Annotated in this window: 11 protein-coding genes; 2 read left to right on the plus strand and 9 right to left on the minus strand. The window is 53.9% G+C overall.

The window, feature by feature from the left end:
- Positions 1-44 precede the first annotated feature (44 nt).
- The 6 genes from narI to OGV83_RS15340 form a co-directional block, all read right to left on the minus strand.
- The gene (gene narI / locus OGV83_RS15315) at positions 45-725 is read right to left on the minus strand and encodes a respiratory nitrate reductase subunit gamma (protein ID WP_012132374.1); all 681 of its coding nucleotides are present in this window, start codon (positions 723-725) and stop codon (positions 45-47) included.
- Positions 722-1,417, minus strand: a complete 696-nt coding sequence (gene narW, locus OGV83_RS15320) for a nitrate reductase molybdenum cofactor assembly chaperone (protein WP_012132375.1) — start codon at positions 1,415-1,417, stop codon at positions 722-724. Before narW ends, narI begins: the two co-directional genes overlap by 4 nt.
- On the minus strand, positions 1,417-2,961 hold the full coding sequence (narH, locus tag OGV83_RS15325; protein ID WP_286463948.1) for a nitrate reductase subunit beta: 1,545 nt from the start codon (positions 2,959-2,961) through the stop codon (positions 1,417-1,419). Before narH ends, narW begins: the two co-directional genes overlap by 1 nt.
- Positions 2,958-6,698 carry a nitrate reductase subunit alpha gene (locus OGV83_RS15330; RefSeq protein ID WP_248622958.1) on the minus strand — a complete coding sequence of 1,247 codons (3,741 nt, stop codon included), beginning with the start codon at positions 6,696-6,698 and terminating at the stop codon, positions 2,958-2,960. The genes narH and OGV83_RS15330 overlap by 4 nt, the downstream gene beginning before the upstream one ends.
- A gap of 124 nt (positions 6,699-6,822) precedes the next feature.
- On the minus strand, positions 6,823-8,217 hold the full coding sequence (locus OGV83_RS15335) for a NarK family nitrate/nitrite MFS transporter (protein WP_012132378.1): 1,395 nt from the start codon (positions 8,215-8,217) through the stop codon (positions 6,823-6,825).
- 216 nt (positions 8,218-8,433) lie between these two features.
- Positions 8,434-9,012, minus strand: coding sequence for a TetR family transcriptional regulator (locus OGV83_RS15340; protein WP_286463951.1), 579 nt, complete (start codon positions 9,010-9,012; stop codon positions 8,434-8,436).
- Between the two features lie 119 nt (positions 9,013-9,131).
- Between OGV83_RS15340 and OGV83_RS15345 the strand changes: the two genes are divergently transcribed.
- Complete coding sequence (locus OGV83_RS15345; RefSeq protein ID WP_115614788.1) at positions 9,132-10,619, plus strand: MFS transporter; 1,488 nt, start codon at positions 9,132-9,134, stop codon at positions 10,617-10,619.
- A 1-nt stretch (position 10,620) separates the two neighbouring features.
- Here the strand turns inward: OGV83_RS15345 and OGV83_RS15350 are convergent, their stop codons facing one another.
- The 3 genes from OGV83_RS15350 to yddG all read right to left on the minus strand — a co-directional run bounded on the left by OGV83_RS15350 (position 10,621) and on the right by yddG (position 13,670).
- Entirely contained in the window at positions 10,621-11,061 is a 441-nt protein-coding gene (locus OGV83_RS15350) for a GFA family protein (RefSeq protein ID WP_488212037.1), read from the minus strand.
- A gap of 85 nt (positions 11,062-11,146) precedes the next feature.
- Positions 11,147-12,220, minus strand: coding sequence for a porin OmpD (ompD, locus tag OGV83_RS15355; protein WP_012132382.1), 1,074 nt, complete (start codon positions 12,218-12,220; stop codon positions 11,147-11,149).
- Between the two features lie 568 nt (positions 12,221-12,788).
- Entirely contained in the window at positions 12,789-13,670 is an 882-nt protein-coding gene (gene yddG / locus OGV83_RS15360) for an aromatic amino acid efflux DMT transporter YddG (protein ID WP_012132385.1), read from the minus strand.
- A 234-nt stretch (positions 13,671-13,904) separates the two neighbouring features.
- Here yddG and fdnG point away from each other — a divergent pair, with 234 nt between their 5' ends.
- Entirely contained in the window at positions 13,905-16,952 is a 3,048-nt protein-coding gene (gene fdnG / locus OGV83_RS15365) for a formate dehydrogenase-N subunit alpha (RefSeq protein ID WP_286463953.1), read from the plus strand.
- Positions 16,953-16,962: the final 10 nt, after the last annotated feature.

Genomic DNA, 16,962 nt, shown 5'->3' on the forward strand with positions numbered 1-16,962 from the left:
AGTATTTTGTAGGCCCGGTAAGCGTCGCGCCACCGGGCATGGGGTCAGCGACGTGAGCGGACAATCTGGTAGCGGCGGGTGAAATACTCAAACGGCGCGCTCCAGACATGCACCAGACGCGTGAACGGGAAAATCAGGAAGATGGTCATTCCCAACACCAGATGCGCGCGGAAAATTGGCGCCACGCCGTCCAGATGCGCCGAAGCGCCGCCCTGGAACGTCACAACCGCCTGCGCCCAACCGACCAGTTTCAGCATCTCGCTTCCGTCCGGGTGTTGCGCGGAGAACGGTATTGTCGTCAGCCCGAGGATGCACTGGATCAGCAGGATACAGAGGATCAAAATATCCGCCGTGGATGAGCTGGCGCGCACGCGCTGATTAAACAGGCGCCGAATCAGCAGACCAGCGCCGCCGACCAGCGTCAGCACGCCGCAGACCCCGCCAAGAATCATCGCCATTTGCTGTTTCACCGCAATGGGCAGGAACCAGGCGTACATCCAGTGGGGCGTTAACATACCGAACAGATGGCCGAAGAAGATCCCCAGGATGCCGATATGGAACAGGTTTGACCATAGCACCATGCCGCGTTTGTCCAGCATCTGGCTGGACGAGGCTCGCCAGGTGTACTGCCCGTAGTCATAGCGCAACCAACTGCCGAGAATAAACACCGTGCCGCAGAGGTAGGGGTAGATGTCGTAAAAAAAGACGTTCAGGTACTGTATCATTTCGGGCCTCCCGCGCTGACGTCGACATACTGTGGCGCCACGTCCTGGCTAAAGCGTCGTTGATAGTGTTGTAACGGAGAACTGTCACAGGCGGTGGCGTTATCTTCGATAAACTTCACCTGTTCCTCTTCCCAGACGGCATCCAGCGCCTGGCGCGTATCGTCACGCGCCTCGCCGCCGATCTGCTGCGTGACACTGTCACTGGAAAGTGGGCTACCTGCCAGCGACAGCAGGGCGTCAAACAGCTGATACCACGGCGTTTCCCGTTGTTTTAAACGCCCGCCCAGCAGCGCGAGGATCGGCGCGATGTTCTGCAATCCCTCCCGCGCTTCTGCTTCCGGCAGCACGCTCAAATACTCCAGATAGAGCGGCAGATGGTCGGGTAACTCGCGGCAGTCAAGTTGCAGTCCCACCTTTTCATACTGGGCCAGCAGATCGACCATCGCCTGGCCCCGATCGCGCGATTCCGCATGAACGTGTTCAAACAGCAACAGCGACGTCGCGCGCCCGCGATCAAAGACTTCGCACCACTGCGCCTGCTTATCCAGCAGCGGGGCGTTTAACAGCTCAGTGGTGAAGTCGGTGAGCATTGGCGCGTCATGGCGAATAAGCGCGATGGCGTCGTCACGGCACTCCCACAACAGCTCATCCGGGTACTCCATCAGCAAGCCGATAATCTTGAGGATCTGCATTATTCGCCCTCCGCCTTATCGCGTACTTCGGTGATGTTGATGGCGTCAATGCGGCTGCTGTTAAACAAGTTAAATTTGGTGTCGGAACCGTGGCAGCCATCGCCGAAGGTGAAGCCGCAGCCGTTACGCTCAGGGAAGGCGTCACGCGCCATTTCGCGGTGACTGGTTGGGATCACGAAACGGTCTTCGTAGTTGGCGATCGCCAGGTAGCGATACATCTCTTCCACCTGTTCCACACTTAAGCCGACTTCCTCAATAGCTCGGGTGTCCGTAACGCCTTCCACCGTCTGCGAACGCATATAGTGGCGCATCGCCATCATCCGTTTCAGGGCGCGCAGCACCGGGCCGATATCGCCTGCGCTCAGCATATTGGCAAGGTACTGCACCGGAATACGCAGGCTTTCGATCGCCGGAAGCACACCTTCGGTTTGCGGCAGGCCGCCAGCATCGGCATAAGACTGAATTGGCGACAGCGGCGGCACGTACCAGACCATCGGCAGGGTGCGGTATTCCGGGTGTAACGGCAGCGCCAGCTTCCAGTCCATCGCCATTTTGTAGACCGGGGAACGCTGAGCGGCCTCAATCACGTTTTGCGGAATACCCTGTTTCAGCGCTTCTTCAATCACCGCCGGATCGTTCGGGTCAAGGAACACGTCGCACTGACGCTCATAGAGATCGGTTTCGTGTTCGGTGCTGGCCGCTTCTTCAATGCGGTCCGCGTCATACAGCAACACGCCGAGATAGCGAATACGGCCAACACAGGTTTCCGAGCAGACGGTCGGCTGACCGGATTCGATACGCGGATAACAGAAAATGCATTTTTCTGATTTGCCGCTTTTCCAGTTGAAGTAGATTTTTTTGTACGGACAACCGCTGATGCACAGACGCCAGCCGCGACATTTGTCCTGGTCGATCAGCACAATGCCATCTTCTTCACGCTTATAAATCGCGCCGCTCGGGCAGGTCGCCACACAGCTTGGGTTCAGGCAGTGCTCGCACAGACGCGGCAGATACATCATGAAGGTGTTTTCGAACTGGCCGTACATCTCCTTTTGCATCTTCTCGAAGTTACGATCGCGGGCACGTTTTGAAAATTCTCCGCCGAGCAATTCTTCCCAGTTTGGCCCCCAGACAATTTTGTCCATCCTTTTGCCGTCAATCAGCGAACGCGGGCGGGCGGTGGGCTGGTTTTTGCTCTCCGGCGCGCTGTGCAGATGCTGATAATCGTAGGTAAACGGTTCGTAGTAATCATCGATTTGCGGGATCACCGGGTTGGCGAAGATTTTGGTGATAACGCCCATCTTGCCGCCCAGACGCGGTCTTATCTTGCCGTTGACATCGCGAACCCAGCCGCCTTGCCACTCCTCCTGATCTTCCCAGTTTTTCGGATAGCCGATACCGGGTTTTGTCTCAACGTTGTTAAACCACGCGTACTCCATACCTTCACGCCCGGTCCAGACGTTTTTACAGGTGACGGAGCAGGTGTGGCAGCCGATGCACTTATCAAGGTTGAGAACCATGCCTACCTGTGAGCGTATTTTCATTTTTTCGCCTCCTGTACCTGATCCCGACCTTCATCATCCAGCCAGTTAATATTTTTCATTTTTCTAATCATGATGAACTCGTCGCGGTTCGATCCGACCGTACCGTAGTAGTTAAAGCTGTAGGCCAGCTGCGCATAGCCGCCGATCATATGGGTCGGTTTCGGGCAGACGCGCGTAACGGAGTTGTGAATCCCGCCGCGCATTCCCGTGACTTCAGAACCCGGGATATTCATGATGCGTTCCTGAGCGTGGTACATCATGGTCATACCCGGCGGCACGCGCTGGCTGACCACCGCACGCGCGGTGAGGGCGCCGTTGGCGTTGAAGGCCTCGATCCAGTCGTTATCCTCAATGCCCAGCTCACGGGCATCGGTTTCACTGATCCAGACAATCGGCCCGCCGCGCGACAGCGTCAGCATGAGCAGGTTTTCGCTATAGGTGGAGTGAATGCCCCATTTCTGGTGCGGCGTGAGGAAGTTCAGCGCTTTTTCCGGGAAACCGTTCGGCGGGATTTCGCGCATTTCGCTGACGCTACGGGTGTCAATCGGCGGGCGGTAGGCCACCAGACTTTCCCCGAAGGCGCGCATCCAGGCGTGATCCTGATAGAGCTGCTGACGACCGGACAGCGTGCGCCACGGGATCAGCTCATGGACGTTGGTGTACCCGGCATTGTAAGAGACATGCTCGCTTTCAAGACCGGACCAGGTCGGGCTGGAGATAATTTTGCGCGGCTGGGCCTGAATATCCCGGAAGCGGATTTTCTCGTCTTCTTTGTTCAGCGCCAGATGAGTATGATCGCGCCCGGTAATCGCGCCCAGCGCCTCCCAGGCTTTGACTGCCACCTGGCCGTTGGTTTCCGGCGCCAGCGCAAGGATGACCTCAGAGGCGTCCAGCGCGGTGTCAATCAGCGGGCGACCTTTCGCCGGGCCTTCGCGTTTGGTGTAATTGAGTTTACCGAGGAAATCGACTTCGTTTTCCGTATTCCAGGAAATGCCTTTCCCGCCGTTGCCCAGCGTATCCATCAACGGGCCGAGGGAGGTGAACCGCTCATACGTCGCCGGATAGTCGCGTTCCACCACCGCGATGTTCGGCGCGGTTTTACCGGGGATCAGATCGCATTCGCCTTTGCGCCAGTCGAGAATATCAAACGGCTGCGCCAGCTCTGCCGGGGAGTCATGCTGTAGCGGTTGCAGCACCACATCGGTTTCTTTGCTAAGATGCCCCACGCAGACGTCGGAGAACACTTTGGCGATCCCTTTGTAGATTTCCCAGTCGCTTTTCGATTCCCACGCCGGGTCAACGGCAGCAGACAGCGGATGAATAAACGGATGCATATCCGAGGTATTCATGTCGTCTTTTTCATACCAGGTGGCGGTCGGCAGCACAATATCCGAGAACAGGCAGGTGCTGGACATGCGGAAATCCAGCGTCACCAGCAGGTCGAGCTTGCCTTCAATGGCGGCCGTTTGCCACTCCACATCTTCCGGTTTGACGCCGTCACTGGACCCCAGCGCCTCTCCCTGAATGCCGCTTTCAGTGCCCAGCAGGTATTTGAGCATGTATTCATGCCCCTTGCCGGATGAACCCAGCAAATTCGAGCGCCAGACGAAGAGGTTGCGCGGGTGGTTTTTACCGCTGTCCGGCTGCTCGCAGGCAAAACGAATATCTCCCGACTTCAGCGCCTGTACGGTGTAATCAGCAGGGGATAATCCGGCCTGTTCCGCTTTGCTTTTCAGCGTGAGCGGGTTGAGGTTGAGCTGAGGCGCGGAGGGCAGCCAGCCCATACGTTCAGCTCGCACGTTGAAATCAATTAAATGGCCGGTAAAGCGTGAGGAATCAGCCAGCGGCGACAGCAGTTCCTGCGCGGTCAGTTTTTCATAACGCCACTGGCTGGCGTGATTATAGAAAAACGACGTGCTGTTCATCTGACGCGGCGGGCGGTTCCAGTCCAGCGCAAACGCCAGCGGCAGCCAGCCGGTTTGTGGGCGTAACTTTTCCTGCCCCACGTAGTGCGCCCAGCCGCCGCCGCTTTGCCCCACGCAGCCGCAGAATACGAGGATGTTAATCATCCCGCGATAGTTCATATCCATGTGATACCAGTGGTTCACACCGGCACCGAGGATGATCATGGAACGGCCATGCGTTTTATGCGCGGTATCGGCAAATTCCCTGGCGATCGTTTCGATGTGACGACGCGGTACGCCGGTAATCTGTTCGCCCCAGGCGGGAGTGTAGGCCTTAATTTCCGCGTAATCTTTGGCGCTGTGATCGTCATCCAGACCACGATCCAGGCCATAATTCGCCAGTACCAGGTCGTAGACGCTGACGACCGGGCAGAGGCTGCCATCGGCCAGGGTAAGACGCTTCACCGGCAACTGGCGCACCAGAACCAGTTCTTGCTTCACGCTGCGAAAATGCGGATTCTCATTACCGCCAAAGTAAGGGAACGCCACGCCAGCGACATCATCATGCTGGCCCAGCAAGGAGAGGGTCAGTTCCGTTTCGTTGCCTGCCGCCAGCGGCTCAAGATTCCACTTGCCTTTCTCGCCCCAGCGAAAGCCGATAGAGCCGTTCGGCACCACCAGTTCACCCGCGCGGTTATAAGCGACGGTTTTCCATTCCGGGTTATTGGTTTCACCCAGCCCGTCGACCAGATCGGACGCCCGCATCATGCGACCCGGCACATAGCTGCCGTCTTCGCGCGCTTCAAGCATGACCAGCATCGGCATGTCGGTATAGCGGCGACAGTAATTCAGGAAATAGTCGCTGGGGTTATCGAGATGAAACTCTTTGAGGATGACGTGGCCCATTGCCATCGCCAGCGCGCTGTCAGTACCTTGCTTCGGCGCCAGCCACTGGTCGCACAGCTTGGCGACTTCTGAGTAGTCCGGCGTAATGGCAATTGTCTTGGTGCCTTTGTAACGCACTTCTGTGAAGAAGTGCGCGTCCGGCGTGCGCGTTTGCGGCACGTTAGAGCCCCAGGCGATGATATAGCTGGAGTTGTACCAGTCTGCGGATTCCGGGACATCGGTTTGCTCGCCCCACGTCATCGGCGATGCGGGCGGCAGATCGCAGTACCAGTCATAGAAACTCAGGCAGGTTCCGCCGAGCAATGAAAGATAGCGGGTTCCGGCGGCGTAGGAGACCATCGACATCGCCGGAATCGGCGAGAACCCGGCGACACGGTCAGGGCCATAATTTTTGACGGTCCAGACGTTGGCCGCCGCGATCAGTTGATTAAGTTCTTTCCAGTTAGAACGAATAAACCCACCGCGTCCGCGCACCTGCTTGTAGCTTTGGCACTTTTGCGGATCGTTCATGATCGACTCCCACGCCAGTACCGGATCAGGCTGGCGGGAAAGGGCGTCACGCCACAGTTCAATCAGGCGTTTACGCACCAGCGGATACTTCAGGCGGTTAGCGCTATAGAGATACCAGGAATAACTGGCGCCGCGTGGGCAGCCGCGCGGTTCATGATTAGGCAGATCCGGGCGGGTTCGGGGGTAGTCCGTCTGCTGCGTTTCCCAGGTCACCAGACCATTTTTAACGTAGATTTTCCAGCTACAGGAGCCGGTGCAGTTCACACCATGCGTGGAGCGCACGATTTTATCGAACTGCCAGCGCTGACGATAACTGTCCTCCCAGTCCCGGTTGGTGTGCATCACCTGACCGTGACCGTCCGCAAAAGTGTCGCCTTTTTGCTTAAAATAGCGAAAGCGATCCAACAGTTTACTCATGACATTTCTCCTGCTCCATAATGTGTCAGGCGGTCTTGTAGGCCGGATAAGGCGCTGTGCGATTGCCTGATGGCGACGCCCGGCGTCTTATCCGGCCTACGTCCGAACCTGTGATGAATATGTTTTATTTTTTTGTTGCTGCCGGTTTACGGCGACCATAAACCAGCCAGGTCACCAGTACGCAAACGATGTAAAACACCAGAAAGATTTTCATGGCGCCAACCGGCGAGCCGGTCAACGCCAGAGAAGAACCAAAAGCTTTAGGGATAAAGAAACCGCCGACTGCGCCAATCGCAGAGATAAAACCGAGGGCGGCGGCCGTATCGGTCACGGCTTCACGCTGGGCCTGCGCATCTGAGCCGCCGCGCAGTTTCACCCTGTAGATCGTGATCTGGCGGAAAATGACCGCAATCATCTGGAAGGTCGAGCCGCTTCCCAGGCCCGCCGTCAGGAAAAGCCCCATAAACACCAGATAGAAGGCGATAAAACTTCCTGAGCCGGAGCCCGGTAATGTCAGAAACAGCAGGGCGGTAAACAGCGCCATGAAAACGAAGTTAATCAGCGTGACGCGAACGCCGCCGAACTTGTCAGAAATAACGCCGCCCGCAGAACGCGCAAGCGCGCCGATAAACGGGCCAAAGAAGGCCAGTTGCAGAATATTGACGTCGGGAAACTGGGTTTTCGCCAGCATGGCGAATCCTGCGGAGAAACCGATAAAAGAACCGAAGGTGGCGAGATAGAGCAGGCTGAGCAGCCAAAGGTGAAAGCGTTTCAGCACCGGCAGTTGAGACGCGACAGAGGCTTTCGAACTGGCGATATCATTCATCCCGGTCCAGGCTGCGAGGGTCGCGATAAGCAATAACGGCACCCAGATCCACGCGGCGTTCGTCAGCGAAAGCAGCGAGCCATCGGGCTGCGGCACGCCCTGTACGCCCAGAAAAGTGAACATGGGCAGGAAAATCACCAGCGGGGCGACAAGTTGCATCACGCTGACGCCAAGGTTGCCTAAACCGCCGTTCACGCCGAGGGCGCTACCTTGCTTTGCTTTCGGGAAGAAAAAACTGATGTTGCCCATACTGGAGGCAAAGTTAGCGCCAGCAAAACCGCACAGCAGCGCAATGATAATAAATACTCCAAAAGGGGTGGATGTGTTTTGCACCGCAAAACCGAGCCAGATACAGGGAATAATCAGAATAACTGTGCTAAAAATCGTCCAGCGACGCCCGCCAAATATAGGTACCATAAAGGAGTAGGGCACGCGTAATATAGCCCCAGACAGCGAAGGTAAGGCGGTTAATAAAAAGAGCTGGTCAGTGGTGAAATTAAAACCAATTTTATTCAAATTAACGGCGACGGCGCTAAATAACATCCAGACGCAGAATGCGAGCAATAAACAAGCCACTGATATCCAAAGATTTCTTCGGGCAATGTGTTTACCTTTGTTTTCCCAGAAAGCGGGTTGTTCTGGCCTCCAGTCACTCAAAAGATAACGATTATTTTTCTCATTTTGTAGCGCCATATTGCCCTCACACGCACACGTCGTTCATGAAAAAAAAAGAAATAAGTCCAGGAAGGGCGCGCGGGCCCTTTTTAGAATTTATTGAAGACTTTTAAGAATATTGATTGAAAGGATAGATAAAAAAGCGAGACCACGAGGAGTGAAGGGCGGTTAATAAGTTGCTTAAGTGTTACCAAATGTAAACACAAAAGATGCATTATTAACTAACGCATAACATCAGCGAAATAACTCCAGTGTAATCATGCAGTCCAGATGCTGCTGGTAGGCAGGGTCGGTCATTTCAGGCATACCGAGGGCGTACATGCCGTCCAGCCCGCAGGCTAATGCGATTAATCGCCAGGCGACATCAGCGGCGGCTGAGGCCAATGAAAATTCTCCTGCCTCCTGACCGCCTTCAATGATGGCGGTCGTTTCTTCATGCCACATTTGCATGGTCAGCAGGTAGGCGCTTTTAATTTCCGGGTCGTTATCCGCCAGGATCTGCGCTTCCCGCCAGAGTTTAATGTAGGGCTCTAATCCGCCATCGTCACTCCCCAGCATGGCGTGCAGCCGCATGCGCCAGGTGCAGTGCTCGGGCACCAGGCTGGCATCCAGCAAGGTGCGAATCAGACGAACGAATACCTGAGATTTAAGCTCGCCCGAACTGCTGAAATGGTGGTGGAGTTGCCCGGTCGCGACGCCGGCTTCCTGCGCGATTCGCCTTACCGTCATGCCGCTCAATCCCTCTTCCAGCGCGACGCGCATTGCCGCTTGCAGGATCACCTCACGGCGCTCATCCCGATTCAGATAACTCATGGCTTTCTCCCATTTTCGCAGTTGGCGCAGTGTAACAAAAAGCTGGACATACGTTCAACTTTCCGTAGGATCGCGAGAGTTGAACATGTGTTCAGTTTTTTGCTTTCAAAGGACGTTTTATGTTTCGTCAGTGGTTAACGTTAATGATTATTGTACTGGTCTACATCCCTGTTGCGATTGATGCAACGGTGCTGCACGTTGCCGCACCCACGCTGAGCATGACGTTGGGCGCCAGTGGCAACGAGCTGTTGTGGATCATTGATATTTATTCTCTGGTGATGGCAGGGATGGTATTGCCGATGGGCGCGCTGGGCGATCGAATCGGCTTTAAACGCCTGCTGTTGCTGGGGGGAGGCTTATTCGGTCTTGCGTCGCTGGCGGCAGCGTTCGCCCACAGCGCCAGTTGGCTGATCGCTACCCGTGCGATTCTGGCTATCGGCGCGGCGATGATTGTTCCGGCGACGCTGGCCGGTATCCGCGCCACGTTTTCTGAGGCCCGTCACCGTAATATGGCGCTTGGCGTCTGGGCGGCCGTAGGGTCGGGCGGCGCCGCGTTCGGCCCGCTGGTCGGCGGTATGTTACTGGAGCACTTTTACTGGGGATCGGTCTTCCTGATCAATGTGCCCATTGTCCTGGCGGTGATGGCGTTAACGGCGCGCTTTGTGCCTCGCCAGTCCGGTCGCCGCGATCAGCCATTGAACTTTAGCCATGCGGTCATGCTGATTATCGCCATCCTGCTGCTGGTATACAGCGCGAAAACCGCGCTGAAAGGGCAACTGGCCAGCGGCGTTATCGCCCTGACGCTGATGATCGGCGCGCTGTTGTTGGGCATGTTTATCCGCACGCAGCTCGCGGCAGCACGCCCGATGATCGATATGCGTCTGTTTACGCATCGCATCATTCTGAGCGGCGTTGTGATGGCAATGACGGCGATGATCACGCTGGTCGGCTTCGAGTTGCTGATGGCGCAGGAGCTTCAGTTTGTTCATGGCTTAACGCCGTATGAAGCAGGGCTGTTTATGCTGCCGGTGATGCTCGCAAGTGGATTCAGCGGCCCCCTTGCCGGGATGCTGGTTTCACGACTGGGATTGCGAACAGTGGCGACTGGCGGCATGGCGCTAAGCGCGCTGAGCTTTTATGGCCTGGCAATGACGGATTTCAGCACGCAGCAATGGCAGGCCTGGTGCCTGATGGCGCTGCTGGGTTTTAGCGCCGCCAGCGCGTTGCTCGCCTCTACCGCCGCCATTATGGCCGCTGCACCCGCAGAAAAAGCGGCGGCGGCCGGGGCGATAGAAACCATGGCCTATGAACTGGGCGCCGGACTTGGCATTGCGATCTTTGGCTTGTTGTTAAGCCGCAGCTTTTCCGCATCTATCCTGCTTCCTTCCGGCCTGAACGCAGAGGAAATCGAACGCGCATCGTCGTCAATGGGAGAAGCGGTGCAGCTGGCGGATACGCTCTCGCCTTCACTCGGTGAGGCGATACTGGACGCCGCCAGACAGGCGTTTACCTGGTCGCACAGCGTGGCGCTGAGCAGTGCCGGAAGCATGTTAATTCTGTTAGCAGTAGGGATGTGGTTTAGTCTGGCAAAAGTAAAACGCGGCTAACCTAATGTGCTAATTGACAGGGGTAATCCATCGCTTCGATCTCTTTACCGCTCAGGCGAGCGTATTGCCCCGTCAACCGCCAGAACGCAGGTTGCGTTTCGGTATAGATTTCGGCTGCCAGGATCAGACGACGCCGTTCATCTTCGGTTAATTCCAACAGCGTCCAGGGCATAAAATAGCGGTCGCTTTCCGTCAGCCGGAACCACAGCGGACACCCACAACCTGAACAGAAGTAGCGTTCGCCACGCGAAGAAGAAGAGAAGTGAGAGGGCTCTGGTGAATGGGGAGCCATAAACGGACGACCGCAGGCTTCCAGGTACATCGCAATACCACCAGACCATTTTTGACACAGCGTGCAGTGACAGGCATAAACATCGAGCATTTCAACGTCAACGGTGAAATGACTCTGCCCACAGAGGCAACGTCCTGTGAACGTTTGCACGGCATACTCCTTATGACCGAGGCATACAAAACAAGATAAAAAGCCAGCCCGCTATGGACTGGCTTAGAATTACGCTACAACAGACTTAGAACTGGTAGTTCAGACCAACAGCAACCACGTTGTCAGTGCTCACACGAGCATCTTTAGTGAAGTTGGTATCGTCCAGCAGGTTGATTTTGTAATCAACGAAGGTAGACATGTTTTTATTGAAGTAGTAGGTCGCACCTAAATCAATGTATTCAACCAGATCCTGGTCGCCCCAGCTACCGATGTCTTTACCTTTGGATTTCAGGTAAGCGATGGACGGACGCAGACCGAAGTCGAACTGGTACTGAGCAACAGCTTCAAAGTTCTGAGTCTTGTTAGCAATATGATCGTCACCGAAAGTGGTCATGTTCAGCGTTTCAGAGTAAGTTGCAGCCAAATAGATGTCGTTTGCATCATATTTCAGACCTGCTGCCCATACTTCTGCATTTTTACCGTTAGCGTTAAAATTGCTTGCTGCATTGACTTGTTTGTCAGTACGGTCAGATTTCGCATAGGTAGCACCTACACCGAAGCCTTCGTATTCATAAGTTGCAGACAGACCGAAACCATCACCATTAGCTTCTTGAACACCGTCACGGTCGTTTTTGCCCTGGTACTGAGCAGCAAAGTTCAGACCTTCAACCAGACCGAAGAAGTCAGTATTACGGTAAGTTGCAACGCCGGTAGTACGGCCAGTCATGAACACGTCAGTCTGGGTCCAGGTATCGCCACCGAACTCAGGCAGAACGTCGGTCCATGCGCCGATGTCATATGCAACACCGTAGTTACGACCATAATCGAAGGAACCAAATTCAGCGAATTTCAGGCCTGCAAATGCCAGACGAGTTTTGTCTTTGTCAGAACCCTGGTTTTCAGAACGGTTGCCTTTAAATTCATATTCCCACTGGCCGAAACCGGTCAGTTGGTCGTTAATCTGAGTTTCACCTTTGAAGCCCAGACGCGCATAAGTTTTATCACCATCACTACCGGTATCATCAGAGAAGTAATGCTGAGCGTGAACTTTACCGTACAGGTCCAGTTTGTTGCCATCTTTGTTATATACCTCAGCTGCGTTTACCGCACCTGCTGCCAACAGGGTAGTCACTGCCACTGCAACTAATTTAAGTTTCATTTTAATTAATCCTTATAATTTTCTTAGCGTGTTTCCTAAACCATTTCTAAACGAGGCCGCTTGTCAATGGCAGACTATTTTTAATAGACGTCGTGGTACTAATTCAATAATAAGTTTCATAAGATTACAAATTATTTGAAGTTGTGTGATCCAGATCTACATAATAGATCTCATGGTATTAATTTTAGGTGGGTATATCCTGAGATAATATATTTTCAAAAGGAATTGTTTTGCGGGTGATGGTTTTATTGTCTCTAGTCACGCTTGCTGACTATATACGAAAATACAGTTACAAATGAACATAAAATGCTTTATTTTATCAATTGAATATCATAATTTTAACAAAAACAAAACAAGTGATGAAGTATTATACACTCCGTTCGCCATTCATCAGCAACAACAAATTTTCATTTAAATAACTATATGGCAAGAAGCCAGAAAAAAAGCAAATAAGAATTTTCGAAGAAATAACGCCGATCGCAATATTCATTTAACCGAAATTAATACAGCAGGAAGAGAGTCGGGGCAGCCACAGAACTCGAAAGATAATCCGCCCCAACCACTGACTTCAGGCGCGACGCGTCGCTAACCAACAAAGCAGGGAACCCGCACACACCATAACCGCACCTTGCCAGAATGAAAATGACAGCGGCGCGCTTAACAGGACAGCGGCCAGCGCAGATGACAGCACCGGGGTAAAATAGGACCCCACAGCCATAATCGTGACGTTGCCATGCAAAATACCCACGTTCCATGCTGCATAAGCAAATCCTAACGTCAGGGCAGCAGAAAACAGTTTGATAACGACAGGCGTGCTAAAAATCATCTCCGGCTGCGGCGTCAGAAAATAATGTACCCATAAACTTGCAGCAGTGAGGAGGACAAATATCGTAATACCATTAAATCCTCTGGCATATTTGTTAGTGACGGTACAGTAGGTTGCCCAGATAAACGCGCCGAGAAAAGCGAGAAAATAGCTTAATGGGCTGGTTGCAATATTGCTGATAATTTCATCAGCATGGAGTCCATGTTCACCGCCTAAAACCCAACAGACGCCAGTTAACGCGACAATTAATCCAGGAACAACCAGCCAGGTTGTTTTTTGTCCATTGAACAAAATAGCAAAAAGAATCGTCAGACTGGGCCATAAATAGTTGACCATGCCGACTTCAATCGCCTGGTGACGCGTTGCTGCATATCCCAGCGAGAGCGCCAGACATATTTCATAACTGACAAACAGTACGCTGCCAGCGATTAAATAACGAACAGGAAAACGACGAATATTGGGGAACCCAACGGTAAAGATGAGCAATAATCCGCTTAGCGAATAAATAGCGGCGGCGCCGCCAACAGGCCCAAGTCCTTCACTTACCCCACGAATAAGCCCGACCATCGTGCTCCAGAGTACGATGGCAATAAGTCCAATTAACGTTGCTTTTTGTGTCGTCATTCTCTCCGTTTATCCCCATTCCTGGTCAAAAAAATATCGCTGAAATTTATAGCACTTTTACACCTTCCCGCGCTAATTCATTGTCTTTCTGATACTCCTTTGGTGGTATATAAACTCGACAAAAAGAACTATTTAGTAGCGGAACCGATTCGTTATTGATTTGACGCAAAAAAGTTATGGATATTGCTGTTAGTTTCCTCGCGAAGTTACATCCCTGGAAAAAAGAGGAAAGCAATGGACGTCAGCCGCAGACAATTTTTTAAAATCTGCGCGGGCGGTATGGCGGGAACAACAGTCGCTGCTCTGGGTTTTGCACCCAAAATGGCACTGGCTCAAGCGCGAAATTATAAGCTGTTACGCGCTAAAGAGATCCGAAACACCTGCACATACTGTTCCGTAGGTTGCGGGCTATTAATGTATAGCCTGGGCGATGGAGCAAAAAACGCAAAAGAAGCAATTTATCACATCGAAGGGGACCCGGATCATCCGGTCAGCCGTGGCGCATTGTGTCCGAAGGGCGCAGGTTTGCTGGACTATGTACACAGTGAAAACCGCTTGCGTTACCCGGAGTATCGCGCGCCCGGTTCAGATAAATGGCAACGCATTAGCTGGGATGACGCGTTCACCCGCATCGCAAAGCTGATGAAAGCCGACCGTGACGCCAACTTTATTGAAAAGAACGAACAGGGTGTAACGGTAAACCGCTGGCTTTCCACGGGGATGCTTTGCGCCTCCGCCGCCAGTAACGAAACAGGCATGTTGACGCAGAAGTTCGCGCGTTCCCTCGGCATGCTGGCAGTAGACAACCAGGCACGCGTCTGACACGGACCAACGGTAGCAAGTCTTGCTCCAACATTTGGTCGCGGTGCGATGACCAACCACTGGGTTGATATCAAAAACGCCAACGTCGTTATGGTGATGGGCGGTAACGCCGCTGAAGCACATCCGGTGGGATTCCGCTGGGCGATAGAAGCGAAAAACAACAACGACGCCACGCTGATTGTCGTCGATCCACGTTTTACACGTACAGCCTCGGTCGCGGATATTTACGCGCCTATTCGTTCCGGTACAGACATTACCTTCCTGTCCGGCGTACTGCTGTATCTGATTGAAAACAATAAAATCAATGCCGAATACGTTAAGCATTACACCAACGCCAGCCTGCTGGTGCGGGACGATTTTGCTTTCGATGATGGTCTGTTTAGCGGCTACGACGCCAAAAAACGCCAGTATGACAAGTCATCCTGGAACTATCAGTTCGACGAAAACGGCTATGCAAAACGTGATGAGACGCTGAGCCATCCGCGCTGCGTATGGAATCTGCTGAAACAACACGTTTCCCGCTATACGCCAGATGTTGTCGAAAACATCTGCGGTACGCCAAAAGCCGATTTCCTGAAAGTGTGTGAAGTGCTGGCCTCCACCAGCGCCGCCGATCGTACCACTACCTTCCTGTACGCGCTGGGCTGGACGCAACATACCGTTGGTGCGCAGAACATCCGTACGATGGCGATGATCCAGTTGCTGCTCGGCAACATGGGGATGGCAGGCGGCGGCGTCAACGCCTTACGCGGCCACTCTAACATCCAGGGGTTAACGGATTTAGGTCTGCTTTCCACCAGCCTGAGCGGTTATCTGACTCTGCCGTCCGAGAAGCAGGCGGATCTGCAAACCTATCTGAGCGCAAACACGCCGAAAGCCACGCTGGCCGACCAGGTGAACTACTGGGGCAACTATCCGAAGTTCTTCGTCAGTCTGATGAAATCGTTCTACGGCGATGCGGCGCAGAAAGAGAATGACTGGGGCTTTGAATGGCTGCCGAAGTGGGATCAGGCCTACGACGTCATTAAATACTTCAACATGATGGATAGCGGTAAAGTGACCGGCTACATCTGTCAGGGCTTTAACCCGGTTGCGTCCTTCCCGGACAAAAACAAAGTGGTGCAGTCGCTGAGCAAGCTGAAGTACATGGTGGTCATTGACCCGCTGGTGACGGAAACCTCCACGTTCTGGCAGAACCACGGCGAGTCTAACGACGTCGATCCTGCGTCGATCCAGACTGAAGTCTTCCGTCTGCCGTCAACCTGTTTTGCCGAAGAAGATGGCTCTATCGCCAACTCTGGCCGCTGGTTGCAGTGGCACTGGAAAGGTCAGGATGCGCCGGGCGAAGCCCGCAACGACGGCCAAATTCTGGCCGGTATTTACCACCGTCTGCGTGAGATGTATCGCAGCGAAGGGGGTAAAGGCGTTGAACCGCTACTGAAGATGAGCTGGGACTACAAACAGCCGGATCATCCTGAGTCTGAAGAGATTGCGAAAGAGAACAACGGCTACGCGCTGGAAGATCTCTATGACGCCAACGGCATCCTGCTGGCGAAGAAAGGTCAGTTACTGAGCAGTTTTGCCCAGTTACGCGATGACGGAACGACGTCGTCCTCCTGCTGGATTTATACCGGCAGCTGGACCGAGCAGGGCAACCAGATGGCTAACCGTGACAACGCCGACCCGTCAGGTCTCGGCAATACGTTGGGTTGGGCATGGGCATGGCCGCTGAACCGCCGCGTACTGTATAACCGCGCCTCGGCAGATCCACAGGGTAAACCGTGGGACCCGAAACGGATGCTGATTCAGTGGAACGGATCGAAGTGGACGGGGAACGATATCCCGGACTTCAACACCGCCGCACCGGGTAGCGCAACCGGGCCGTTTATCATGCAGCCGGAAGGGCTGGGACGTCTGTTCGCCATCGATAAGCTGGCGGAAGGGCCGTTCCCGGAACACTACGAGCCGATGGAAACGCCGCTGGGCACCAACCCGCTGCACCCGAACGTGATCTCCAGCCCGGTCGTTCGTCTGTACGAAGAAGATGCGCGGCGTATGGGCAAGAAAGATCAGTTCCCGTATGTCGGTACAACCTATCGTCTGACCGAACATTTCCACACCTGGACCAAGCACGCACTGCTGAACGCGATTGCTCAGCCAGAGCAGTTTGTGGAAATCAGCGAAAACCTGGCGGCCTCGAAAGGAATTGCCAACGGCGACGCAGTGAAAGTCAGCAGCAAACGTGGATTTATCCGGGCGGTTGCCGTGGTGACCCGACGTCTGCAAACGCTGAACGTCAATGGTCAGCAGGTTGAAACCGTGGGTATTCCGCTGCACTGGGGCTTTGAAGGGGTTGCGCGTAAAGGCTATATCGCGAACACCCTGACGCCAAATGTCGGTGATTCCAACTCGCAAACGCCAGAATATAAAGCGTTTTTAGTTAACATCGAGAAGGCGTAAGGGAGGCGAA

The sequence above is a fragment of the Citrobacter sp. CK189 genome, assembly GCF_030333505.1.
Taxonomy (GTDB): Bacteria; Pseudomonadota; Gammaproteobacteria; order Enterobacterales; family Enterobacteriaceae; genus Citrobacter_B; species Citrobacter_B koseri.

Excerpts from the sequence above, each read along its gene's own strand:
- narI (WP_012132374.1), bottom strand. The coding sequence starts at position 725 with ATGATACAGTACCTGAACGTCTTTTTTTACGACATCTACCCCTACCTC.
- narH (WP_286463948.1), bottom strand. The coding sequence starts at position 2,961 with ATGAAAATACGCTCACAGGTAGGCATGGTTCTCAACCTTGATAAGTGC.
- OGV83_RS15335 (WP_012132378.1), bottom strand. The coding sequence starts at position 8,217 with ATGGCGCTACAAAATGAGAAAAATAATCGTTATCTTTTGAGTGACTGG.
- OGV83_RS15345 (WP_115614788.1), top strand. The coding sequence starts at position 9,132 with ATGTTTCGTCAGTGGTTAACGTTAATGATTATTGTACTGGTCTACATC.
- OGV83_RS15330 (WP_248622958.1), bottom strand. The coding sequence starts at position 6,698 with ATGAGTAAACTGTTGGATCGCTTTCGCTATTTTAAGCAAAAAGGCGAC.
- OGV83_RS15340 (WP_286463951.1), bottom strand. The coding sequence starts at position 9,012 with ATGAGTTATCTGAATCGGGATGAGCGCCGTGAGGTGATCCTGCAAGCG.
- narW (WP_012132375.1), bottom strand. The coding sequence starts at position 1,417 with ATGCAGATCCTCAAGATTATCGGCTTGCTGATGGAGTACCCGGATGAG.
- ompD (WP_012132382.1), bottom strand. The coding sequence starts at position 12,220 with ATGAAACTTAAATTAGTTGCAGTGGCAGTGACTACCCTGTTGGCAGCA.
- yddG (WP_012132385.1), bottom strand. The coding sequence starts at position 13,670 with ATGACGACACAAAAAGCAACGTTAATTGGACTTATTGCCATCGTACTC.